This is a genomic window from Candidatus Kryptoniota bacterium, assembly GCA_036567965.1.
Taxonomy (GTDB): Bacteria; Bacteroidota; Ignavibacteria; order Kryptoniales; family JAKASW01; genus JAKASW01.
In genome coordinates, this window is the sequence record DATCTN010000031.1 from 207,624 (window position 1) to 232,867 (window position 25,244).

A 25,244-nucleotide genomic window follows, 5' to 3' on the forward strand; every position below is an offset into this window, starting at 1 on the left:
ACAATTGGTAAATCGCTCTTCAAGATAATTGAAATGATTTGTCCCGGTTTACGGGTCGTAATTACGGAGTCGTTATGAATTCTTTTTACAAATTCTCTTTGATCTCGGTATTAGTGTTTGCCCCTCTCACGCAAGTGTGTTCACAGGGATTCCTGAATGTCAGCGGACAGAAAATAGTCGATCAATCCGGAAACGAAATTCATTTTCGCGGAATGGGAATCGGAGGATGGCTGGAGCCGGAAGGCTACATGTTCCTGATGTCGGGTTTCGCAAATTCTCCGACAGAAATTCATAACGCGATTCAGAACCTCATCGGCGTCGATTCCACGAATGAGTTTTACAACATTTTCCATTCCGATTTCGTTACGGAGTCGGACATCAGTGCGCTACACGATTGGGGGTTCAACCTTGTGAGGTTGCCTTTTCATTACAACATTCTTTCGCCGGTGGATTCCCCGGGGGTTTACATACCCGGAGGCTTCGCGCTTTTAGACAGCGTCATATCATGGTGCGGGAAGTACGGCATGTACGTCATACTCGACATGCATTGTGCGCCCGGCTCGCAGAACAGCGACAACATCGGCGACTATAACTCATCGGTGCCGTCCCTGTGGCAGGATACTTCTAAACAGAGCAGAACGGTAGACATCTGGAAAACAATCGCGGAAAGGTACAGGAACGAAACTGCAGTTGCCGGTTACGACCTCCTGAACGAGCCGCACTGGGATTTCGGCGCGGGCTCAAACAATGCTCCCCTCAGGAATCTCTACGTGCGAATTACGTCTGCAGTACGCGCCGTCGATACAAACCACATCGTATACATTGAAGGGAACACTTACGCGACGGATTTCTCCGGGCTGACGCCCCCGTGGGATAATAAGATGGTCTACAGTTTTCACAAATACTGGAACACTAACGACGCCCCATCGATACAGGGATATCTGAATATCAGAAGCACTTACAATGTCCCGTTGTGGCTCGGCGAATCCGGGGAGAATTCAAATTCATGGTACACAGACTGCATTGCGCTGATGAACCAGTATGACATTGGGTGGTCCTGGTGGACGTTGAAAAAGTTCAATACAACAACCAGTCCGTTGAACACACCGACAACATCCGACTACCAGCAGCTTCTCAATTACTGGCAGGGGAGCGCGTCGAAGCCTTCCGTTGCGTTTGCCACTGCCGCACTCCTGAAGATGGCAGACAAACTGAAATTCGAGAACTGCATTTATCTGAAAGACGTCACCGATGCGCTGATGCGCCAGCCGACCGACAACGGAACGTCTCCTTTTGCACTCGACACCATCCCGGGGACGATTTATGCGGACAATTACGATCTTGGGAGAATTGGCTACGCGTATAATGATGCTGATTACCAGAACAACGGCGGATCCAGCACGACTTGGAACCAGGGAGGAAGCTATCGTAACGATGGAGTCGACATTGAGCCGTGTGCCGACCCGGCTTCGAATGGTTACGATGTCGGTTGGATCCAGAACGGCGAATGGATGCTTTACACAATCGACGTGAAGAGACAAGGTATATACAACATCGACGTGAGGTATGCTTCTAATCAGTCCGGCGGACAATTCATACTGAGACTCGATGGTAACGTGGTGACGACTTCCGTGGTCAATGTTCCCGTCACCGGCGGCTGGCAGACGTGGCAAACGCTGACGGTCCCCGGGATCACCCTCTATTCGGGATTACATATCTTCAAGATTCAGTTCTTTGCCGGCGGATTCAACCTGAACAATTTTACATTCAACTTCGTGTCAACTCCGGTCAAATCCCGGAATGACGACGTGTTCACGTTCAAACTGGAACAGAACTATCCCAATCCGTTCAATCCATCGACAGCCATCAACTATCAGCTGTCGGCGGTCAGCTATGTTACTCTGAAAGTCTTTGACGCGATTGGTAGAGAAGTCAAAACTCTCGTTGCAGGGCGGGAGAATCCCGGGAATCACTCAATAACTTTCAACTCAGCCAATTTACCGAGCGGAGTATACTTTTACCGGCTGGCTGCGGATCGTTCCGTCATGACGAAAAGCATGCTTCTCTTGAAATGAGAAATCGCCGCAGAATGTCCTGGATCGACTCGTGCGAGAAGGAAATCACTTTTCACCCGGTCTATTTTGCATTCACAGAATAAAAATGCTGATTTCACTATTAAGAGAGATGTTCTCGTACGACAAATCATAGGGAAGAGTGATTATACTCCATGGTGCTTCGTGTGGTTTGTCGGCATCATTTATGACTTTTTCATCTTTATCCAAATGACAGGAACAAGAAGATGACTCGCAGGAATCTGTCCGTGCTGAATTTTCTGATTGCGGTCTTTTGCGGCGTCGCGGGAGCTCAGACTCTTGATCAACGGATCGACACGCTGCTGTCAAAGATGACTCTCGACGAAAAGATTCTCCAGTTGCACGCTCAAGGTGGATTCAACACCGCCGACAATTTGAGGCTTGGCATACCGGGGTTTCAGATGTACGATGGGCCGCACGGCGTCAGGTACGGTAATGCAACAAGTTTTCCCGTCAGCATTGGGATGGCCGCGACGTGGGACGTGGATATCATCCGGCAGGTCGGCACCGCGATCGGCCAGGAATTCCGCGGGAAGGGATTTCATCAAATGCTAGGACCGTCGATGGATATTTGCCGTGACCCGCGATACGGCAGGAGTCCGGAGAGCGGCGGCGAGGACTCGTACCTCTGTGCCATGATAACCACGTCGCTCATCAAGGGCGTGCAGAGTACTGGTTGTATCGCGACTGCGAAACATTACAACGTAAACGGCAAAGAGAATAACCGTACAAACAACAACATTTCCATCAGTCAGAGATTGTTGATGGAAGAGTACGGTCTGAACTTTAGAAATGCTGTCCAGGAAGGCGGGGCAATGTGCGTGATGAACGCATACAACCTGATCAATGGTCAGAAATGTGCCGAGAATTACAACCTGCTGACGAATATCCTGAGGGAACAGTGGGGCTTCCCTTATTACGTCGTTTCGGACTGGGGCTCCATCTGGAATACCGCGGGAGCGATGAATGCCGGGTGCACAATCGACATGGGCGATACGCAGTACCAGGATAATCTCCTGAATGCGGTGACATCGGGCGCGGTCAGCACGTCGACGATAGACGAAGCGGTGAGGGACGAACTCAGGACAAAGATTCTCGCAGGGATGCTGGACTATTACCTCCCTGGCGATGTCAACGATGTGAATAGCACGGCGCATCAACAGCTGTGCCTTCAGGCGGGAAGAGGGAGCCTCGTCCTGCTGAAGAATCAGGACAACATCCTTCCGCTCGACAAGAATTCTGCCGCGACGATCGCGATAATTGGCCCGAGTGCTGCGGTATGTCAGACAGACGCTTCGGGGAGCAGCTGGGTGACCCCGTACTATTCCGTCTCTCCTTTGCAGGGAATACAAAACAAGGTCGGGACATCGAATGTCGTGTACTCGAAAGGTTGCGACATCAACAGCAGCGACACAACCGGCTTTGCCGCGGCAATCGCAGCCGCTCAGGGCGCTGGGTACGTGATCTTCGTGGGCGGACTCGACGGAACTCAGGAGGGTGAAGGATTTGATCGCGTGGGAGGATCCATAGATCTCCCAGGCGAGCAGCAGAACCTGATAAACCGACTAGGTGCCGTCAACAAAAATCTGATATGCGTGATCGAAAGTGGAGGCGTGTGCGGCGTAGACGCCTGTGTCTCCAGCATGAAAGGATTGATATACGGATTCTATCCAGGACAGGAAGGTGGGAACGCGATTGCCGATGTAATCTTCGGCGACTTCAACCCGTGCGGCAAACTTCCCGTCACAATGCCAAAATCTGATTCGCAGCTCCCACCTTACACTCTGAGCTATGACGATGAGTACGGTGCCGGGTACAGGTGGTATGACGAGATGGGGTACACGCCGGAGTTCGCTTTCGGATTCGGCTTGAGCTACACCGATTTCAGTTACAACAATATCGTTGTCTCTCCGACATCCGTTCCCGCCGGACAAAGCATCAATGTCAGCGTTGATGTGTCCAATTCAGGTTCGCGCGCCGGCGATGAGATAGCCGAACTCTATCTTTCACACACGTCTTCGACGGGACTGTGGATGCCGACAAAGCAATTGCGCGGGTTCAAGCACATCTCGCTCAATCCCGGTGAGACTAAAACGATAACATTTACACTTACGAACGACGATCTCTATTACTATGACACGACTTCGGCGGCCTACAAAGTAGAGCCGGGTTCGTACGTCGTGAGAGTCGGAGGCTCGTCGGATAATTTGCCGCTTCTCGGCGGTTTCACGATCAGCGGTACGACTCCAGAACCTGATTTTGTCGTGACAAACGTGAAGTGGTTCCCGCGATTCCCGATTGCTGGCGACAAGATTGTGTTCCTTGCGGCCGTCAAAAATCAAGGGACCGGGGCAAGCCAGGTTGATAAGGAGGTGAAGGTCGATTTCTATGTCGACGGCAACAAAGTGAGCCAGTCCATGCATTTTAATAGATCGATACCTGCGGGTGGGATGGCGTTGCTCTGCGCGGATACTGGCGTCGCGGGCAATTCGTGGATCGCAACCGAAGTCGGCACTCATTCAGTTAGCGCCATTGTGAATCCTGATAATTCCCTCCAGGAACTCATTAGCGATAACGACGAGAGCTCGGACACGTTCACCGTTATTTCAAAACCGCCGGTGAACGTGGCGTTAAACAAAACCGCAACAGCCTCATCCGTCGAATCATCGTCGTATCCGCCGTCATATGCAGTCGATGGAAATTCAGGAACGCGCTGGTCTTCGCAATTCTCTGATCCGCAGTGGCTCAAAGTCGATCTTGGAGTAGTCTACGACATCGACCAGGTTTCGATAATGTGGGAAGCGGCCTATGCGAAAGAGTTCGAGATCCTCGTTTCTACAGATGGGACAAGTTGGCAGGTTGCACAACATGTTACGGACGGGACAGGCGGACTGGATGTCTTGACTCTGTCGACCCGCGCAAGGTTCGTCGAGATGTATGGCATACAGAGAGCGACGGAGTGGGGCTATTCCATTTACGAATTTGGGATTTACACCGCGGACACGACAACGGGAATAGAACCGGTACATGCGGTGCCGCATGATTATTTTCTGGATGATAATTTTCCAAACCCGTTTAATCCGGAAACGGATATTAGCTATTGGCTCAAAGCCAGAAGTTATGTGACCCTGAAAGTGTTTGACGTTTTGGGTCGAGAGGTCGCTTCACTCGTCGATAGGGTGGAGAACGCCGGATATTACACGCTGAGATTTGACGCGAGCCGACTGGCAAGTGGAATCTATTTCTACCAGCTGAGGGCGGGAAAATTCATGTCGGTCAAGAAGATGCTACTTCTGAAATAGCGTTTACGGAAACGGTAACGTGTTCCGTTTGGGCGTCACCACTAACAGCATTTTCACCCTGTGCGAATCGGTCGATCAGGCGAGAGATCCGGTATTTGTCGTTTTATTATTGTAATAAACCTTTTCTTATCATACCGATAAAAGGTTTTTCGGACTCGACTCGCAGCGACTTAAAACTTGTTCTTTAACACCAATATGGACGGCATAGTGCGGCATCGTTTGTGAATATATGTGAACACAAATGCGAGCGATCCTTGTCCGTTAATTTTACTCTGTTAGACAGTATCGTCATGCTGTCGTATCTCCTGGTAGTGATCGCGATGGGCTTTTACTACTCGGGAAAGAGGGATCAGAATTTCAAAGACTATTTTTTCGCGGGCAAGAATGTCGGATGGTTCGCCGTGGGCATGTCCATATTCGCAACGAACATTTCGAGTGAGCATTTCATTGGATTAGCCGGCGCCGGTGCCACGAGAGGTCTTGCAGTCGGGCAGTTCGAGCTGATGGCGATCTTTGTGCTCATTCTCCTCGGATGGGTAATCGCCCCGATCTACATGAAGGCCGACGTTTCGACGACACCGGAATTCCTCGGGAAGAAATTCGATACGTCGCTCCGAAAACTCTTCGCGGGCATTTCCATCGTGATATACATATTCACAAAGATTACCGTGACCCTGTTTGCGGGAGGGATACTATTCTACAAGTTGTTCGGCATGAACATTTACACTTCTGCCGTTCTCGTCGTGCTTTTCACCGGGCTGTATTCGATCGTCGGTGGGGCGAATGCCGTCATACGGACGAATGTTTTCCAGGGAATAGTACTGATTGCGGGTGCGGTACTTCTCACGGCATTCGGATTGAGTTATGTCGGTGGTTTTTCGGGGCTTCAGCAGAAGCTTCCGCCTGATTTCTTCCACATGTTCAAGTCCGCGAGCGATCCGGATTATCCGTGGACCGGCGTCCTGTTCGGCGCGCCGATAATCGCATTCTGGTACTGGTTGACGGATCAATATTTCATTCAGAAAGTATTGTCGGCGCGGAGCATCAACGATGCCAGAAGAGGTTCGCTCCTGGCAGCATCGTTAAAGGTGCTTCCGCTTTTTGTGCTCGTTCTCCCCGGGCTTCTTGCGGCGGCGATATTCCCCGGATTGAGCGGGGACCAGACTTACCCGACGCTGCTCGCGAGCAGCCTCCTCCCGAGCGGGGTGAAAGGCGTAGTCGTTTCAGGTCTTCTCGCTGCTGTCATGTCTTCGCTGGCGAGCACGTTCAATACCACCGCAGTCCTTGTGACAAACGATTTCTATCGCGTCCGGCACCCGGAATCCGGTGATCGAGAGCTTGTCCTGGTCGGTCGGCTGGCCACTACGATTACGGTGGTAGTCGCGATTCTAAGCATACCGCTGATTAAACTGATCAACTCACAGGTATATCTTTTTCTCCAAAGCATCCAGGGATATGTGAGCCCGCCTATCGCGGCTGTTTTCCTTTTCGCGTTCGTGATGAAAAAGAAAGGGAGTGCGGCGGCAGCCATCTGGACTCTCATAATCGGAGAGAGTGTCGGTGCGTTCCGCATGGTGAGCGAGATGCTCGTTAAGTCGGGCATGTCCGGGAGCCGGTTGCTGCAGCCGTTCGTGGAAATGAACTTCCTCCACTTTTCGATATTCCTGTTCTTGTTCAGTGCCGTGGTCTTTGTGTCGATAAGTCTTCTCGTCAGGAGCCGCACAGCCGACAGAGAGTCCGAGGCAAGGCTGAAAATGGATTTGTCGTATTCGGAATTCAATGTTGTTTCCAACAACGACGGTGCCGTCGGTTCGGTCAGGGCCAATTGGCTGTTCTCGCTTTTCATCCTGATGCTGGTGGCAGGTCTATGGAGTATCTGGTTCTAAGCAAAGCGGTCTCTGTCGTGATTGCAGACTCGGGCCGTGAATAAACAACTAACAAAAAATGGAGATGATGTTGTGAAAAGGATCGTGTTACCCGTTCTCTTTGCTGTCGTCGCCTGGTCTACTGCAGTTTACGCGCAGGAGGCCATGATAGACAGTTTGAGCGGCATCGCTTCCGATCCGAATTTCGTGTGGGTCGCGAACGTTGAAGGAGGCGCGAGCACATTTGTCTGGGCTCAGGATGCGGCGGACAAACCAGCCGGTTTCATTTCCTCGCTCGATATTAAGACAAAGATCGACTCGCTTCACGCATGGGGGAGCTTTGCGCAGCTTATCTACAGGCTGCCGTCAGGGCAGTACATGGACTTGAGCTCCAGCGATACGCTGAGGCTGTGGGTGAAAGTCGTGAAGGCTCCGCTCCACCCCGAGTACATGTCTTTTAGAATTCAAATCGTCGACCAGGATCAGGCCTCCGATCCGTCCGAAACTTATATCTACCAGAATGATCTGCTGCTCGACAACACCGGCAGCTGGGTCCAGCTTAAGGTCCCGCTGCATGAAATCAATTCGCAAGGTGGTACGGTCGTACCTGCCGACAGCGGATTCGTTGAAGCTCCTTACGGCTGGGGCGGATTTACATGGAACAACCACAAACTGGATCTTGCAAACATCATCGGGTGGAACATTGTCATGGTAACCACCACGACCGTCCTTAACCCGAATCCGCCTGCGGGCTATTCGAATGTTCCCCTGGATTCGCTTGAAGTCAAGTTCGCCGGCTTCGACAGGACAGGCAACAAGCCCGTTCCGTTCGTGGTCTTCAACGGAATAGCAACTCCTGCCAACCTTTCTATATTCACCTGGGGGAATGCCAGCGTCGCTACTGAAACGAAGAACGGTCCATTCCCGAACACAAATTCACTCCATTGGGTCATGGGAGATCAATGGAGCAACGGCTGGAACGGTTGGGGGTATAATGTTGCCCCGGCGTTCAACCTCTCGGGCGGCTGGCCTGTCGACAGTCTGAAGTTCTATATGAAAGCCGATACCGGCGTCGACTCGATGAGCGTCCAGTTTGAGGACGGGAGTGCTAAGGTCAGAGCCGACTTCAATGTGATCCAGGATGGTAACTGGCACCAGTACGTAATCGCGCTCCGCGATATTACTTGGCGCCAGGATACAAATCCCGGAGACTTCAATCCGGCAAACGTCGCGGTATGGCAGATCATGTCCGCGCAGGATGGAAAGGCGGGAAAGAACGTGTGGATGTCCGACATCTGGACCGGCAATCCACCCCATCCTGTACCACCGGTTGCGGTAACCGGTCTCGCAGTCGTGACGAATTCGAATTACACGAATATCATAAGCTGGAACGACGTCCCGAATCAGACTAACGAGACATATAACGTCTACTATTCCACAACCCCGATAACGACGGTCGACACGTCGATCGTTGATGTCGCGGCGACAGGGATTGCACATGGGACGGATTCGTACACCCACCTTCTCATGTCGCCTAAGACCAATCAGACGGTGCAGTATTACTATGCAGTCGTGTGCAAGAGCAGTGATGGACTTCTCGGCAATGTCGCGGCTTCGAGCACATCCTATTCGAATACCGCGAAGGGCGTACCCACAATTGCTCCTTTATGGAAACTCAGTTCGCCCTTCAACTTCGTGGCGGACGGTAATCTCGCCGAATGGAAGAGTGCGGGGATTACACCGTTCAGACTCTATGTCAGCGACGGCAGCGGCACGCCGGTATCCAACAGTAAGATATCGGGCGATGATGTGAGCTCCGGCGATATCTATGTGGCAATGGACAAGACCTACCTGTACGTGGCCGGCCACATCAACACCAATAACATTGTGTTCACCGCGAGTCAATCTTCCTGGTTTAACACTTCGACCGATCTGTTCCTCGGTCTTTATGACTATCATGGAGCACCTCACAGCGGTCTTCAGGGTGGACCGCAGCCCGATTACCACTTCAGATTTGCAGAGGATCGGGTGATCGTAGACAATAACGGAACCGATTCGCTCGTTCTTCCGGGCACCAACTACTACTGGGCACAAAGGCTGGTTCCTGATCCGCTCGATGGGTACAACTTCGAAGTGAAGGTGTCATGGGCCGATATTGCGCACAAGAGACATGGTGGTTACACCGGAACGGACAGCGTGTTTCTACCGCTTGTCGGACAGAGAATTCCGTTCGATATCGAGCTGAGCAGCGTGAGTTCAGGCGCGACTCAAAGAGATGGACAGCTTGACTATTCGCCGATTGCGCAGGGTAATTCATACGCAAATGTAAGCTTGTGGTCGTTTACCTGGGTCGGGGACCAGATGGTTGTCGGAGTGAAACCAAACGCAACTCCGAACACCTATGAGCTCTCGCAGAATTATCCGAACCCGTTCAATCCGACCACTACCATCAAGTATTCGCTGATGAGGTCCGGCCAGGTCACCTTGACGGTGTTCAATGTATTGGGCGAGAAGGTCACGACTCTTGTCGATCGCTTCCAGACCGCAGGGAGCTACACGGTCACGTTTGACGCATCGAAATATGCCAGCGGCATTTATTTCTATGAGGTCAAAGCCGGCTCCTTCCGGAGTGTAAAGAAAATGATGATGATTAAGTAATTCTTTTGAGCAGCGGCCCGCCTCTCGAGTGAGGGGTGGGCCCTTCTCATTTTAGTCGAGTACATTCGATGATCGTACATTTTACCATTCGGGGAAAATGACCATGAGTGATCGTTACATAGCGAATGTGATCCGCCTGAAAAATTTTACATTTTGTGTCCGGCGCCTTCTGATTGTCCCGCTGATCTGCGCAGGGCTTTCGAGCATCTCGCTTGCCGGAACGACAGGCAAGCTTGCCGGCAGGATTACAGATTCCCAGACGGGGGATGCGGTGGTCGGCGCGAGCATAATGATACAGGGGACGTCGCTCGGTGCCGCAACTGACCTGAACGGCTATTACTACGTCGACTATATCCCGCCCGGTGAATACACGGTCGTCATCAGCGCTGTCGGTTACCAGAAAGTCACCGTCAACCAGGTTCCCATCAAAATCGATCTGACATTTACGCTGGATCGGAAGCTGGAACAGAAGGCAGTCAACACGCAGGAAGTCGTCATTACCGCTGAGCGTCCGCTTGTCCAGAAAGATCTGACTTCGACCGCAGTCACCGTCTCGGCAAGCGATATAAGCAAGATGCCAGTAGAGAATGTTGTGCAAATCATCGGCTTGCAGGCGGGAGTCGTCGGTGGACATTTCAGGGGCGGACGATCGGACGAAGTCGCGTACCTCGTCGACGGATTGCCGGTAACGGATCCGTTCAACGGTTCGCTTCCCCTCCAGATGGAGAATTCTTCCATCAGGGAAATGGAGGTTATAAGCGGAACATTCAACGCCGAATACGGGCAGGCGATGTCCGGCATCGTCAACATAGTCACCAAGGACGGCGGCGAGAGTTTCCACGGCTCGGCATCTGCATACACAGGCGACTACGTCACTACACATACGTCTCTCTTCCCGAACGTCGGAAGACTCACGACATTCAGGACGAGGGACTACGAATTCACACTCGGTGGTCCATCGATAATTTCTGATAACCTGACTTTCTTCACTGCCGGCAGATACTTTTCCGATCCGGGCTACCTTTACGGCACGAGGATTTACAGGACAACGGACATCACACCCTTCGAGCTTACCGACCCGAGCGGGAATGCGATACTCGATCAGAACAATAATCCGATTTACATCATGCCCCATTCGGGGGATTCTGCTTACGTACCCATGAACCCGTCGCGATTGCTTTCCGTTGACGGAAAGCTCTCATATTCATTCCCCGGACTGAAACTGTCCTATGGAATATTCTACAACGATACCTGGAACAAGTATTATAGTCGCGCATGGGCATGGACACCTGACGGTCTGATGAATAATTACATGACCAATTGGATTCACAATATCCAAATCACAAACGTTCCCTCACAAGAAGTTTTCCAGTCGCTCAAGTTTGCTGTTAACCGGTACGATTACAAAGGCTACGTCTACGAGAACCCATATGACCCCCGATATGTCGATCCCAACCAGGGAGGGCCACTGTCGAATTACACATTTCAATCCGGCGGACAACAATCGGGAAGATACGAACGTGAAACGATCGAAAGCATACTGCAGTGGCAATTCAGCGATCAAGTCTCAAATCACCACCAGCTGGGTGCTGGACTCGAACTCGACTGGTACAAACTTTACGATCACGAATACAATCTGGTGAGTCCCACGTCTGGAACAGGAATCGATAGTGTCTACACCCCTATATATCTGCAGCTTGGAGCGATAAGCAACCAGGATGTAGCAGGCAACCAGGCTTACACTAAATACCCGACACAGTTCGCCGCTTATGTCCAGGACAAGGCGGAATACGATATCATGATCGTCAATATCGGTCTACGCTTCGACTATTTTAAGCCGAACACACAATACCTTTACGACCTAAAAAACCCACTCCGCGATCCGAACTTCCCCAATGCCGGCAAGATGGTTGAGGCAACGGCGAAAACCCAGCTCAGTCCGAGGCTCGGCATCTCCTTTCCTATCACCGACAACGGGATCATACACTTCTCCTACGGTCACTTCTTCCAGATACCAAGTTTCTCAAACCTGTATGACAACCCTGGAGAGCTTGTCCTCGAAACCGGCGGACTCGCGAGCGTGATGGGGAATCCGGACCTTAATGCACAGAAGACCGTGATGTACGAGATCGGACTGCAGCAGGCGCTTTCTTCCGACCTGTCTCTTGATTTCACCGTATATGACAGGGATATCCGAAACTGGCTCGGCATGGAGATCATCAACACGTACCAGGGTGTCAACTACGGGCGGTACATCAACAGAGATTACGCAAACGTCAAAGGGTTTATCGTCACGCTTGATAAAAGATTCTCCGAGCTTTTCAGCCTGAAAGTGGATTACACATTCCAGATTGCAGAAGGCGATGCGTCTGATCCCATGTCAGTGTTTTATAATAATCAAACCTCTCCACCGATCGAGACAAACAAGATCTTCGTTCCGCTCGATTGGGACCAGCGTAATACTTTGAATATAGAGGCGGACTTAGGAAAGGCAGACGACTGGTCGATCGGCTTGATCTTCAATTACGGCTCGGGATTCCCGTACACCGAAGACGTTCGGATTTCGCAGGGGCTTCTCTTCGATAACAACGGCGTGAAGCCACCGACATACAACGTCGACCTTCGCGCACAGAAGTCATTCAGGATAGCCGGTGGCCTCAACGCTAACTTGTTCGCGCTCGTGTATAATGTCCTCGACATCAAGAACGAATACAACGTGAATGCCGCGACCGGCCGCGCGAACGATTATCTGCAGCAGGATATCACCAGCGCCGGGACGATAATAGGTTTGAATACTTTGCAGCAATATATAAACGATCCATCAAGTTACTCTGCGCCGCGTTCGGTCCGTATCGGCTGCAGTCTCGATTTCTAGAATACTGAATCAGGAGCTTATAGAATGAAAGGCAGATTACTCGTCACATTTCTTCTGCTGATCGGATCCCTCTCCGATTTTGCTCAGGCCCAGATCGACATAGGCCAGGAGGATCCGCGAGTTCCACTTTACCGAGCCGACTCTCTCGGCAATTACAGGTACAGGAGACAGGGGACAATGGTCGGCAACAGGATAAACACTCTTTATTATAATTATGGCGAGATTGGATTCTGGCAGTTCTTTCCGTCAATCGAGTGGCCTGCCGGGTCAGGCCACAATTATCTCGACGGGACAGCGGTACTTATAGGCGCCCGAGTCACGACTCCGTCCGGTCTTCGGATCACTCCTCTTGTATCTGCTTACAGGGAGCAGTATAGTTCCGATCCTGTGACAGGAGTCCCGTGGGGACTTGAACCGGTGCCTGGCTATGCTAATCCGAGCGGTACCAGTCCTGCGGTCGATGCGAACGGAAATTACAACAACTCACTTCCACCCGTCTGGCCGCCGGCGCTCGGTCTCGATCCCTCCTGGAATGGGAAATGGTACGGCTATTTCGGAAAGGGCGTGTCGAACGCCGACTTCGAAACTTTCTTCGTGATGGACGATGCGGGCGATAAGAAGTTTACGCTACCACCATTCAACTATTACCCGCTTGCGAGCGATTCAAGCAGAGGCGGACTCGGGTTGCGAGTTGAAGTGCGCGGGTTCCAGTGGTCGCATGTGCTCGCCGAGGATGTCATCTTCTGGCATTACGACATCGTGAATATATCGGACCACACCTATGACAGCACCGCGTTCGGATTCTACGCGGACCCTGGAGTCGGTGGCGCCAGCTCCACGGAGCCGGCAAATAGCGCGTACTACAATACTTCGCTAAACGTCGCGTATACCTGGGCGCCGTCAGGATTGGGAAATCCCGGCAACTGGAAAACCGGTTACCTCGGATTCGCTTACCTGGAAAGCCCCGGCAATCCTTTTGACGGCGTCGACAATGATCGTGACGGCATGATCGACGAGAGAAGAGACGACAACATCGACAACAACCACAACTGGGTGCCGTACACCGACCTCAACGGCAACGGCAAGTGGGATCTGAACGAGCCGTTGAATGACGATGTGGGTGCCGACGGATTGGGACCGTGGGATCTCGATTACACCGGCCCTGACATCGGAGAGGGCGACGGGCTCCCCACGCACGGTGAGCCGCACTTCGACGCAACCGACAAGGATGAGTCCGACCAGATCGGTCTGACCGCGGTTACGCTAGGCACGCTTGCAGACAAAGGTCCGACCGGAATGTGGCCTAAAAACGATAACGTGATGTGGAAATCGATGAACAACGGTTTCGTCGACACATCCGTTGCGAATACAAACATTCAGATGGTCTTTGCGTCAGGACCGTTCATTCTGGGAAAAGGATTGAGGGAAAGATTCTCGATGGCTCTGATCATGGGCAACGATCTCAATCAGGTCCTGCAGCACAAAGGAACGGTGCAGCAGATTTACAATGCTAATTATAATTTCTCGAAGCCTCCATACAAACCTATTGTCCACGCAGTCGCAGGTGACAGAAAGGTTTTCCTGTACTGGGACAACAGGGCGGAACAGTTTCGTGATTCCTTCCTGGGATTCCAGAGCGATGACCCGCGCCAGGGATATAAGAAAACTTTCGAGGGCTACACTGTATACAGGAGCGAAGACGCGCAATTCGAAGACGATAAACTTATCACGGATTCGCAGGGCGAGCCTGTTTACTGGAAGCCAATTGCGCAATTCGACATCGTCGATACGATAATGGGACCCGACCCGATAGGCATCAACGGCGCACGCTTCTGGCGAGGGAGCAATACCGGGCTCCAACATTCGTACGTCGACACCACAGTCGAGAACGGCAAAACATATTATTACGCTGTCTGCTCTTATTCCGAAGGCGATTCGGCGTACACCACCGTAGCGGGTGTCGTGACCGGGCTGCAGCCGACAGAATGCTCGAAGATCATCACTCAGGATTATTCCGGCACGATCACGTTCGTCGACCAGAATTGCGCCGTAGTCGTCCCAAATGCCAGCGTCGCGGGATATATACCTCCTCAAATCGTGGGAAACACCAATAAAGTCGCCAGCGGAATCGGAACAGGGTCGATCAGTTCACAGGTCCTGGATCCGTCTGCGATAATACAGGGCGCCCAATATAAGATAATTTTCTCCGCGCAGGGCACGCTCCCAACTTACCGTACGACATCATACTCTGTCTGCAGGATCAATAACGGTTCAGTCGACACGCTCGAGAGCAACGTCGACGCTACCGTTTTCGGGGGCAGCATCTTTAGTGCGCCTTTCGACGGGATGGTCTTTTCTTTCCGTAACGACACAACTGTTTCAGTGGACGATTCGCTGACAGGCTGGTACGGCAGCAGGAGCAACCTGAATCTTTCAGTCATCCGATATCCGAGCGGCATCGCATGGCCGTCTGATTTTGAGATGGCATTCTTCGATCAGCCTGTCGATACCGTACTTTCCTCGACCGGTACGATGCCCGTCAACTACATCATCACCGATCTTAACAGCGGCGAGAAGATGAAATCTGTAGTTGTCGACAACGACCTTTCAAGTTCGCTCACGCTCGGCGATGATATCATCATGACTAAAAGTCTCGTGGCCGGCAAGCCGGACTCAAAGTTGTGGGAGATTCATTACCAGGGTCCGCCGAATCCAGCGATCCCCCCTGTATATCCGAAGTCGGGCGACAAGTTCATAATTCATACCGATCGTCCCTTCGCGAACGGAGACTATTTCGCTTTCTCAACTAAAGCGATGTCGGTGAGCAATACCGTGGCAAGTCACGATCTGTCGAAGATTTCAGTTGTCCCGAACCCGTATATCTCAACGGCTTCGTGGGAGCCGAGGTCGCTTTATCCCACCGGCCGGGGCGCACGTGAGATAGACTTCATTAATCTTCCGGCAAAATGTACTATCAGGATTTATACGATGTCTGGCGCGCTGGTGAAGACTCTGTACAAGAACGAGTCGAATCTTAACAGCGGAGGCGCGATAACGTGGGACCTGGTTTCGGACGACGGCATGGACATAGCGTATGGCGTATACATTTTTCACGTGGATGCACCCGGTATAGGCAATTTCATTGGCAAGTTCGCCGTAATCAAATAGTGGAGATAAGAGATGAAATTAAGAATCATATATTGTCTGTCGGCTTTGGTCTTGATCTCTTCCGCGGCGTTTTGCCAGGGCTTCATCTCGAACGTCTCGAAGAGAGGTACTACCGCCGCCCCGTTTCTTGAAATCAGCCAGGGAGCAAGGGCGACGTCCATGGGAAGCGCGTTCGTCGCGATCGCAAACGACGAGAGCGCCTTCTATTGGAACCCTGCCGGGTTGGCGAGAATCGACGGGGTCGGCATCATGTTCGATCATACGAACTGGCTCGCGCAAGTCGGATATAATTTTCTCGCCGCCTCTTATAACCTCGGGAGTATCGGAACGGTGGGAGTCAGCTTCACTTCCTCTTCGTACGGAGACATGAAAGTCACGACGGTCGATAACCCCGAAGGAACCGGACAGATTTTTACAGCCACCGACATCGCGTTCAGTCTGGGATACGGAATCAATCTCACGAACGATTTTGCGATAGGATTCAATCCGAAAGTCGTCTACCAGTCGATCTGGGAAGCGAGCGCGACAGGATTAGCGATGGATCTCGGAGTCTTGTACAGGACTCCTTTCGAAGGGATCATACTGGGAATGTCGATATCGAATTTCGGCACGAAGATGCAAATGCAGGGAGGGTCGCTCCTCGTGACATACGATCCGGACCTGTCGACCATCGGCAACAACGGGAAGATACCTGCATATCTAGGGACCGACTCGTGGTCGTTGCCGCTGACATTTCGGGTCGGCGTGGCTTACAGCCCGATCTCTACCAACCTGCATAAGTTTACTATCGACATCGATGCACTTCATCCCAGCGACAACTATGAGAGCGTTGACGTCGGAGGAGAATATGTCTTCGACGACATTGTCTCCATCAGGGGAGGCTACAAGTCGATGTTCTTGAGCAACTCGGAAGAGTCGTACACACTTGGATTCGGATTAAAACAGGTGATGTTCGGAAATGTCGCGATCGCACTCGATTACGCGTATGAGGATTTCGGCCGATTGACATACATCCAGAAATTTACAGTCGGGATCAAATTCTAAGAAGGATGATCCGGACTTGTCCTAAAAGTGTAACGTTTATTAAAGAAACACGGATCACGAATATGAAAAAGAATTTACATCTTGGAATCTTATCGGGCGTAATCGTCCTTCTCTCGTCTGCAGCTGTAGCCCAATGGACGAAGACCGTACTCCCGGCGCCCCCTTACGGTCATGGCGCACTGCCCGGCAGAGTGAACGCGCTTGCCGCGGATGGTTCGAGCATCTATGCCGGTACTCTCGGGGGGAACCTCTATTATTCCGTTGACAACGGAGGGACATGGGTCCTTGTCGATTCGGGAATGACGAACTCGGACATCACAGCGATAGTCACCGTGAGCGGTTCAGTTTATGTCGGTGCTTACGGCAATCTGGCCAACATTTCTTACGGCGGCTATGGACACGGAAGCGGTATATATTTCACATCAGACAACGGCACACACTGGAGAAGAGCGGGGGCGACGCTCGCGGACACGAACATCTTCGCGATGACCCTCATCGATTCCGAAATCGTCGCGGGCACGTGGGGAGGGGGCGCGTATATCTCCTCCGACCAGGGTGCTACATGGTCGCAGATAGTGAGAGGACTTGACAATCCATTTGTCCGTACACTGGCAGTCGGCGGAATTCGGCTCTTCGCGGGCACATGGGGAGACGGAGTCTTCTTCTCCGACGATCATGGGCAATCCTGGACGCAGAGCAATCTCGGAATAAATAATCTCTTTGTTAATTCAATTGTCACGGACGGCCCTTCAGTCTATATGGGAAATACGGAAGGAGTGTATAAAAGCGGCGATGGAGGATTCAGCTGGACACTGAAGGATTCCGGCCTGACTACTTCGTACATCAATACATTCGTGGTGATTCATCCCAATCTGATTCTAGGCACCTCGGGGGATGGCGTTTTCGTTTCTGCCAATAACGGCGAATCCTGGATGAAGGTCGATACAGGCCTGACTGACGGCTACATTTATTGTTTTGCCGTGAACGGCTCGAAAATATTCGCCGGGTCGCTGAACGGCGAGGTATGGTCCAGGCCGCTTGCTGAGATCATCACCGCCGTCAACGACAGGTGGAAAGGCGATGTAGCGAACTCTTTCAAGCTCTATCAGAATTACCCGAACCCTTTCAATCCGGCGACGAAGATCGTTTATCAACTCGCCGCGCCAGCTCGTGTGACGCTGAGAGTGTTCGACATGCTAGGGAAGGTTGTCGCCACCCTGGTCGATGGAATAAAGCCTCCCGGGACGCACGAGGTGATGTTCGACGCCTCACATCTTTCAAGCGGCGTTTACGTTTACCAAATCAGAATTGGAGATTATACTTCATCGAAGAAGATGGTCTTAATGAAATGACGACCTCCTCTTTTTCCGGAACATTCAATAACACAGCTCCGACATCTTTGCTCCTTCGATGAAATAGATGCAGAACCATCCATTAGGGAAACAGCTCCCTAATGACTTGGCCCGTCCCGGTAGCCTGAAGCCGGGACGGGTTCTTTGTTTTGCCTCAATCCCGAACCCGATTCCCAAATGCTCCGAATCGCTGTTTTCAACGCGAAATCAAACACGTTGAGCACCGTGACACGACAAGTCTCCGCCGGGAACTTGTAAGACTAACATTCGTGTTGTATATTTCGACTGGTTTACTGAAACGGTCGAAAGGATTGAAAGACGACGAAAATGGCAGAACAACTTTCAACAGAGAAGCAGGCGGTTATTCTTGACGCGGCCCGGAAAAGGTTCGCTTACTACGGGTTTTCCAAAGTCACGATGGACGAAATTGCCGCCGACGTAGGCATGGGGAAAGCGTCTTTGTATTACTACTTTCCCACGAAAGAAATTCTTTTTGAGGAAGTGGTGAAACAGGAGAAGACCCAGTTCTTCGCCGACGTCGAAACTATGACGGGAGAAGAAACATCCGCGGCCGACATGCTGAGGAGATATGCGGCGAGACGCATTGAGCATTTCAGGAGCCTCGCCAACCTGCGGGCACTAGGTTTCCAACAACAGGGCGAGATGAGAGCATCGACTCTTGAAATGTACAAGGAATTTCAGCAACAGGAAGTGAAATCACTTCAGCGGATACTCCAACTCGGGAAGAAAAACGGAGAATTCGCAATCTCAAATCTTCAGCAATCCGCTGGAGCAATTATGCAGATGCTCTACGGACCAAGAAGCTGGTATCTTCACAAACTTCAACGTAACCTCGACGACGAGACCTTTAGTCTGCTTGAACAGGCGACGAAAGAAATCGTTGAGATTATTCTTAACGGAATCAGAAAGAGCAAATAAAAGGAACCACGTAAATGGACGCAAAAGGAAAAGATAACAAGGACATCAATCAGGAAGCTTTAAGGAATTATAAGGCTGCTGAGAATGGCGGAGACGAAGACATAGATGAAGTGCCGCTGTTCAAACGGAAGCGGGTTATAATTCCAATCCTTGCTGTCCTGACGATAGTCGCGGTCGGCGGACTGTATTTATACATGAACATGCAGGATTACGTTTCTACCGATGATGCTTACGTGGATGCGAACAGCGTCTCCATAAGCACGAAGATGCTCGGTCGAATCGTGTTCTTGGGCACGGACGAGGGCGATACGGTGAACGCCGGTCAAGTTCTCGTGAGGTTGGACGACAACGATCTACGTGCTCAGGAGGCTTCTGCAAAAGCAGGCCTTGAACTCGCACAACAAAGTCTCCCGCTGGACCAGGTCAACATCAACCGCGCACAAGACGACTTTAACCGCTCCGAGGTCCAGTACAAGGGTGGAATAGTAACCAAGGAACAATATGATCACGCGCAGAAAGCTCTCGAAGCGGCCCAGGCACAGTACAACATCGACTTATCAAAAATTTCTTCTGCAAAAGCTCAAATCGGGGTCATTGAATCGCAGCTCCAGAACGCGATCATAGCTGCGCCCATGAGCGGCGTGGTTGCGAAAAGATGGGTCCTTACCGGAGATGTCATTCAACCCGGCCAGCCAGTTTTCACAATTTATGATTTGAAAAATATCTGGGTCACGGCGAATCTTGAGGAAACAAAATTGAGTCATATCCATTTGAACGATCCGGTTGAGATCGACGTCGATACTTATCCGGGTGTTAAGTTCAACGGTAAGGTTTTCGAAATCGGGAACTATACTGCGTCGGAATTTTCTCTCATTCCCCCGAACAACGCATCCGGTAATTTCACGAAAGTTACTCAGCGGGTTCCGGTTAAGATCTCCATGGTAGATCCTCCGGCGAGCGACGGATCGAAGCCGGTATTAAGACCGGGAATGTCGGTTGAGGTATCGGTAAAGATCAAGTGAGAAAATGACACTCGCATTAAACGCGGCATCGCCAAGCGGTCAAACATCGGTTCTCCACCACACGCACGAATTTTACAAGTGGCTCGTGTTGGGGAACGTGATGATCGGGACTTTCATGGCTGTTCTCGACGCATCTATAGTCAATGTCGGCCTGCCGACGCTTATGGCTGCTTTCGGAGTCACCATCGACAAAATCGAATGGGTTGCGACTGCCTACATGCTTGCGCTCGCCGTCATGCTTCCGACCTCCGGTTGGATAGCAGATCATTTCGGGTACAAGCGTACATATCTTCTTGCGCTATCACTTTTTACGACCGGGTCATTACTGTGTGGAATAGCATGGAACGAGAATGTCCTTATCGCATTCCGTGTCATCCAGGGTGCGGGCGCAGGCTGTCTGATGCCGGTCGGCATGGCAATCGTGACCCGCGAGTTTCCTCCTGAGAGGCGCGGGATCGCACTCGGCTTCTGGTCGGTTGCCGCGGCAGCATCGGTTTCCTTCGGCCCTTTGATCGGCGGATATCTCATCGACAATTTTTCGTGGCATGAAATGTTTTATGTTAATGTCCCGGTGGGGTTGGTCGGAATCTTCGCGACAATGGTCATCCAGCGTGAATACAGAACAGAGCATTCGCGCAAATTTGACTTTATAGGGTTTGTATCCGTTTCGGTTTTCCTGACTTTTCTGCTTCTCGCATTGGCTGATGGGAATGCTGCGTGGAACACGGGAGGCTGGACTTCTACATTCATCACGACATGCTTTATCCTTTCAGGAATTGGACTGATAACGTTTTTGCTTGTGGAATTCAGTGTGAAGCATCCGTTGATAGAGCTGAAGCTCCTGAGGGATTTCAATTTCGGAATTACAAACATAATTCTTTTTATCTTCGGACTCGGGATGTTCGGAAGCACATTCCTTATGCCGTTGTATCTTCAGAACTCACTGAACTATACTCCATTTCAGGCAGGGTTGGTTTTTTTGCCAGTGGGGATACTTCAAGGTATAATGGCTCCCATCGCAGGTTATGCTTCCGACAAAGTGGACGCGAGAATTCCCGCGGCAGTCGGGATCGTTCTTCTCGGCATAAGCCTGTATTTGAATTATTTCCTCTCGCTCTTTTCCATGCATGCACAAATTATGCTCCCTCTTTACCTGAGAGGATTCGCGATGGGGATGATGTTCACTCCGTTGAGTACCCTCGCTCTTACAAATGTTCCGAGACACAAGATGGCACAAGCGTCGGGATTGTTTAATGTTATTCGGCAGGTTGGCGGAAGTTTCGGTGTCGCGCTCTTCGGAACTTTGCTTACGCGCAGGGTCAGTTTCCATAGCACAACGTACGGCAATGCTGTGGACGAATATTCTCCGGCTTTCAAGAATGCCATGTATAATCTTGAACATTTCTCGCAGCATGTCGTTGGGGGTTCGATGTATCAATGCGATGTTCGCGGTAAGGCTTTAATTATCAACCATGTAATGCAGCAGGCGTTTGTATCTGCCGTAAACGACGATTTTCTCGTTGCCGGCGGAATTACGATAGCTTGCCTCGTGCCGATATTTTTTCTTCGCCGGAAAAAGTACTCGAACCACAGCGGAGAGAAAACAATAGCGGTGGATTGAACATTGATGAACCTAAGAACCAACATGAGATGCCTCTATGATCAAAAATAAAAGTATTATTCCAGATAAGAACCCCTCGTCCCTTTCAGCCGGACTTGGTATTCCTCATCACGAGCATCCATCATATAAATGGTGGGTTCTCGTAAACGTGATGATGGGGACATTCATGGTCGTCCTCGATTCCACGATCGTCGACGTCTCACTTGCCAAAATTATGGCAACATTCGGCATTGGAATCGATACGGTGAAATGGGTTGCAACCGCATATCTTCTCGTGTTTGCGGTTATCCTTCCGACTTCCGGATGGATTGCAGACCATTTCGGATACAAACGAACTTACACAATGGGACTTGCCCTTTTTACTCTAGGTTCACTTCTCTGCTCCATCTCGTGGAATGAAACGGCCTTGATCCTTTTTCGAGTAGTTCAGGGGGCAGGCGGAGGATTCCTTATGCCGGTCGGGATGGCAATTGTCACGAGAGAATTTCCACCTGAAAAGCGCGGACTCGCTTTAGGGTTTTGGGGAATTGCGGCCGCTGCCTCGGTGTCACTCGGTCCTACGCTCGGCGGCTACCTGATAGATAATTTTGCCTGGCATTCCATTTTCGATATCAACGTCCCCGTCGGCCTCATTGGCATCTTTGCTACTCTTGTCATTCAACGCGAGTACAAGACATCGACAACTCGGTCATTCGACATCATAGGTTTTTTATCCGTCTCGACTTTTCTTACTTCTCTTTTGATAGCTTTGTCTGACGGAAATGCAGAGTGGAATACCGGCGGCTGGACATCTCCGTTTATTCTTACATGCTTTGCGATCTCGCTCATAGCACTTGTCGTCTTCCTGGCCGTCGAGCTGAACGTTCGTCATCCGCTCATCGATCTTTCACTCCTGAAAAATTTTAATTTCGGAATGGCAAATCTCGTTCTATTTATTTTCGGAATGGGAATGTTCGGCAGCACCTTTTTGCTGCCGCTTTACCTGCAGAACGGTCTCGGCTACACGGCTTTTCAAGCGGGTTCATTATTTCTCCCGGTAGGCATAATTATGGCGGTCGCAGGACCGGTTGCCGGCAGACTTTCCGACAAGACTAATCCCAAGATACTCGCATTATTTGGAATAATAGTGCTGTCGCTGAGTTTGTTTGTGAACCAATTTCTTTCTCTTTTCTCGGAGACTTCCTCCATCATGCTCTCACTCTACTTAAGAGGAATCGGGATGGGTTTCATATTCACGCCGCTGAGTGCCCTTTCGCTTTCTGAAATACCGAGAGAGAGAATGGCGCAGGCTTCGGGACTTTTCAACGTCCTGCGGCAAATCGGCGGGAGCTTCGGTGTGGCGTTGATGGGAACGCTGCTGACCATGCGCACAGATTTTCACACTACGATTTACGGTCAATCAGTGCTTCAATCTTCGCCGATTACACAAAATATTCTGCTGGGCCTGGGAAGATTTGCACAGCAAGCAGTCGGAGGAACAGCATCTGTTTCCGCGATGAGAGCCCAGGCACTTGTCGGTTATAACTTAGGTTTACAAGCTTTCGTCTCAGCGGTCGATGACGATTTCTTTGTCGCTGCTGCGATAACAATTCTTTGCGTGATTCCGATTTTGTTCCTGAGGAACCGGAAGAAAAAAGCGCTTGGTGAAAAAATTGTGGCAATGGAATGAAAAGCTACCAGCACTCAGCCGTCAGCAACCAGCGATTAGTTCTTAGCTGAAAGCTGATTACAGAATGCTGACAGCTATTTTTTAAATAATGGTGGAAACAATGAAATCTCGTTTTTACATAATATCGTCAATCATTCTCTTGTCGACCTCGACGTCTGCATTCTCGCAAACGGTGACTTCTGATTCATTGACTCTCGATGCGTCGATACAAAGAGCTATTCAAACAAATCCCGACATCTTGCAGGCCGCACATTCGGTAGATGTTTTCCAGTCGGGGGTGCAGGTGAGCAAAAGCAGTTATTATCCGAACGCAAGTGCGGATCTGACATATGCACGTCTCGGTCCGCCGTCGTCTATTTCGTTCGGTGGTCAAGGCTTCCAACTTTATCCACTAAATGCCTGGGATGAACATCTTGGCGTTCAAGGTACGATTTACGATTTTGACAGACGAAGCAGATCGGTTGACCTCGCCGCAAGCCAGGTGACCACGGCACAGGATCGCCTCGAACTTGTGAAGAGCGGACTTTCTTACCGTACAATTCAAACTTTTTACGCGATATTATTTCTTGAAAAGAGCATTCAAGTTCAAGACGAGGAGATAAAGAATCTAAACGATCACCTTCTGATGACGCAAAAAAAAGTTCAAGCCGGAACGGCAACCGATTTCGATGCGCTTACAACTCAGGTACGGGTTGCTGCTTCTGAAAATGAAAAGATCACTCTTCAGAACAATTTGGAGAATACGAAGGTCATCTTCCGCCGGCTTCTTGGACTTGCGCCGGATTCGCCGGCAAATCTTGCGGGTGAATTCACCGCAGAGCCTGTCACACTCAACACGGATTCACTTGTTTCACAGGCATTGACCAGCCGTATCGAGATGAAAGTCGCCAACGATCAATTGAACAGCGCGCAAATGCAGTACAGAGTTGCTTCTGCAACTAACAACCCAACACTGAATGGCTCACTAATGTGGGGACTGAAGAACGGTTTTTTCCCCGATGAGACTGCGATGCGCGGAAATTTCGTCGCTGGTGTTCAGTTGGCAATCCCGTTGTTCGATGGTTTTCGCGAGAGAAATCTGAAAGAGGAAGCAGGCGCCAACATTCGAGTCTCCGAAGACAACAAGAACAGCATCGCAGAACAAATCAAGTCTGATGTACAAAAAGGAATATCCGATGTGAGGTCGAGTTTGGACAGGCTCAGAACAACGGATATAACCGTAGAGCAGGCAAAAAGTGCGGTCGGGCAAGCACGACTACGCTATCAATCCGGTACGGTTACCAACTTGGATTTGCTCGACGCGGAGACATCTCTTTCGCAGATCGAGCTTATCCAGATTCAGGCGCTGTACCAATTTGTCGTGAGCAGGTATGAGCTTGATCAGGCAATCGGACAAAAAGTATGGTAATGTTCCGGTTTTTTAAAAGAAAAAACGACGTGCGGCATGTATAAATGTCATTCCGACCTAACGAGTCATGATGGAGTCGAGACAAGTGCGCTGAGGAATCCTGGGCGGAAAACCTTACTCCCTCTCCCAAGTAATGAAATCCTGACATATAATATTTCCGCCAAGACATTTTACGAGTCCAGAAGAAGATTTCTCGTCGTCCCGCAAGCCGGGACTCCTCGAATTGAC

Annotated in this window: 13 protein-coding genes; all 13 read left to right on the plus strand. The window is 50.8% G+C overall.

Annotated features, from left to right (window positions below; all coding sequences use genetic code 11):
• The first annotated feature begins 74 nt into the window (after positions 1–74).
• The 13 genes from VIS48_15730 to VIS48_15790 all read left to right on the plus strand — a co-directional run bounded on the left by VIS48_15730 (position 75) and on the right by VIS48_15790 (position 25,016).
• A complete protein-coding gene (locus VIS48_15730) occupies positions 75–2,075 on the plus strand; it encodes a cellulase family glycosylhydrolase (protein ID HEY9167604.1) in 2,001 nt (666 codons plus the stop codon).
• Positions 2,076–2,299: 224 nt separating this feature from the next.
• On the plus strand, positions 2,300–5,395 hold the full coding sequence (locus tag VIS48_15735) for a glycoside hydrolase family 3 C-terminal domain-containing protein (GenBank protein ID HEY9167605.1): 3,096 nt from the start codon (positions 2,300–2,302) through the stop codon (positions 5,393–5,395).
• A 254-nt stretch (positions 5,396–5,649) separates the two neighbouring features.
• The gene (locus VIS48_15740) at positions 5,650–7,281 is read left to right on the plus strand and encodes a sodium/solute symporter (protein ID HEY9167606.1); all 1,632 of its coding nucleotides are present in this window, start codon (positions 5,650–5,652) and stop codon (positions 7,279–7,281) included.
• A 72-nt stretch (positions 7,282–7,353) separates the two neighbouring features.
• The gene (locus VIS48_15745; GenBank protein ID HEY9167607.1) at positions 7,354–9,918 is read left to right on the plus strand and encodes a T9SS type A sorting domain-containing protein; all 2,565 of its coding nucleotides are present in this window, start codon (positions 7,354–7,356) and stop codon (positions 9,916–9,918) included.
• A 103-nt stretch (positions 9,919–10,021) separates the two neighbouring features.
• A complete protein-coding gene (locus VIS48_15750; protein HEY9167608.1) occupies positions 10,022–12,793 on the plus strand; it encodes a TonB-dependent receptor in 2,772 nt (923 codons plus the stop codon).
• Between the two features lie 24 nt (positions 12,794–12,817).
• Positions 12,818–15,961 (plus strand): hypothetical protein, encoded by a 3,144-nt coding sequence (locus tag VIS48_15755; protein ID HEY9167609.1) that lies wholly within the window; start codon positions 12,818–12,820, stop codon positions 15,959–15,961.
• 12 nt (positions 15,962–15,973) lie between these two features.
• A complete protein-coding gene (locus VIS48_15760; protein HEY9167610.1) occupies positions 15,974–17,005 on the plus strand; it encodes a PorV/PorQ family protein in 1,032 nt (343 codons plus the stop codon).
• A 62-nt stretch (positions 17,006–17,067) separates the two neighbouring features.
• A complete protein-coding gene (locus tag VIS48_15765) occupies positions 17,068–18,357 on the plus strand; it encodes a T9SS type A sorting domain-containing protein (protein HEY9167611.1) in 1,290 nt (429 codons plus the stop codon).
• 327 nt (positions 18,358–18,684) lie between these two features.
• Entirely contained in the window at positions 18,685–19,296 is a 612-nt protein-coding gene (locus VIS48_15770) for a helix-turn-helix domain-containing protein (GenBank protein ID HEY9167612.1), read from the plus strand.
• A 14-nt stretch (positions 19,297–19,310) separates the two neighbouring features.
• Positions 19,311–20,318 (plus strand): HlyD family secretion protein, encoded by a 1,008-nt coding sequence (locus VIS48_15775; protein ID HEY9167613.1) that lies wholly within the window; start codon positions 19,311–19,313, stop codon positions 20,316–20,318.
• A gap of 4 nt (positions 20,319–20,322) precedes the next feature.
• Entirely contained in the window at positions 20,323–21,939 is a 1,617-nt protein-coding gene (locus tag VIS48_15780; protein ID HEY9167614.1) for a DHA2 family efflux MFS transporter permease subunit, read from the plus strand.
• A gap of 37 nt (positions 21,940–21,976) precedes the next feature.
• Complete coding sequence (locus VIS48_15785) at positions 21,977–23,608, plus strand: DHA2 family efflux MFS transporter permease subunit (GenBank protein ID HEY9167615.1); 1,632 nt, start codon at positions 21,977–21,979, stop codon at positions 23,606–23,608.
• A gap of 100 nt (positions 23,609–23,708) precedes the next feature.
• Positions 23,709–25,016 carry a TolC family protein gene (locus VIS48_15790; GenBank protein ID HEY9167616.1) on the plus strand — a complete coding sequence of 436 codons (1,308 nt, stop codon included), beginning with the start codon at positions 23,709–23,711 and terminating at the stop codon, positions 25,014–25,016.
• Positions 25,017–25,244 lie beyond the last annotated feature (228 nt).

Excerpts from the sequence above, each read along its gene's own strand:
- VIS48_15730 (HEY9167604.1), top strand. The coding sequence starts at position 75 with ATGAATTCTTTTTACAAATTCTCTTTGATCTCGGTATTAGTGTTTGCC.
- VIS48_15735 (HEY9167605.1), top strand. The coding sequence starts at position 2,300 with ATGACTCGCAGGAATCTGTCCGTGCTGAATTTTCTGATTGCGGTCTTT.
- VIS48_15750 (HEY9167608.1), top strand. The coding sequence starts at position 10,022 with ATGAGTGATCGTTACATAGCGAATGTGATCCGCCTGAAAAATTTTACA.
- VIS48_15755 (HEY9167609.1), top strand. The coding sequence starts at position 12,818 with ATGAAAGGCAGATTACTCGTCACATTTCTTCTGCTGATCGGATCCCTC.
- VIS48_15760 (HEY9167610.1), top strand. The coding sequence starts at position 15,974 with ATGAAATTAAGAATCATATATTGTCTGTCGGCTTTGGTCTTGATCTCT.
- VIS48_15765 (HEY9167611.1), top strand. The coding sequence starts at position 17,068 with ATGAAAAAGAATTTACATCTTGGAATCTTATCGGGCGTAATCGTCCTT.
- VIS48_15770 (HEY9167612.1), top strand. The coding sequence starts at position 18,685 with ATGGCAGAACAACTTTCAACAGAGAAGCAGGCGGTTATTCTTGACGCG.
- VIS48_15775 (HEY9167613.1), top strand. The coding sequence starts at position 19,311 with ATGGACGCAAAAGGAAAAGATAACAAGGACATCAATCAGGAAGCTTTA.
- VIS48_15780 (HEY9167614.1), top strand. The coding sequence starts at position 20,323 with ATGACACTCGCATTAAACGCGGCATCGCCAAGCGGTCAAACATCGGTT.
- VIS48_15785 (HEY9167615.1), top strand. The coding sequence starts at position 21,977 with ATGATCAAAAATAAAAGTATTATTCCAGATAAGAACCCCTCGTCCCTT.
- VIS48_15790 (HEY9167616.1), top strand. The coding sequence starts at position 23,709 with ATGAAATCTCGTTTTTACATAATATCGTCAATCATTCTCTTGTCGACC.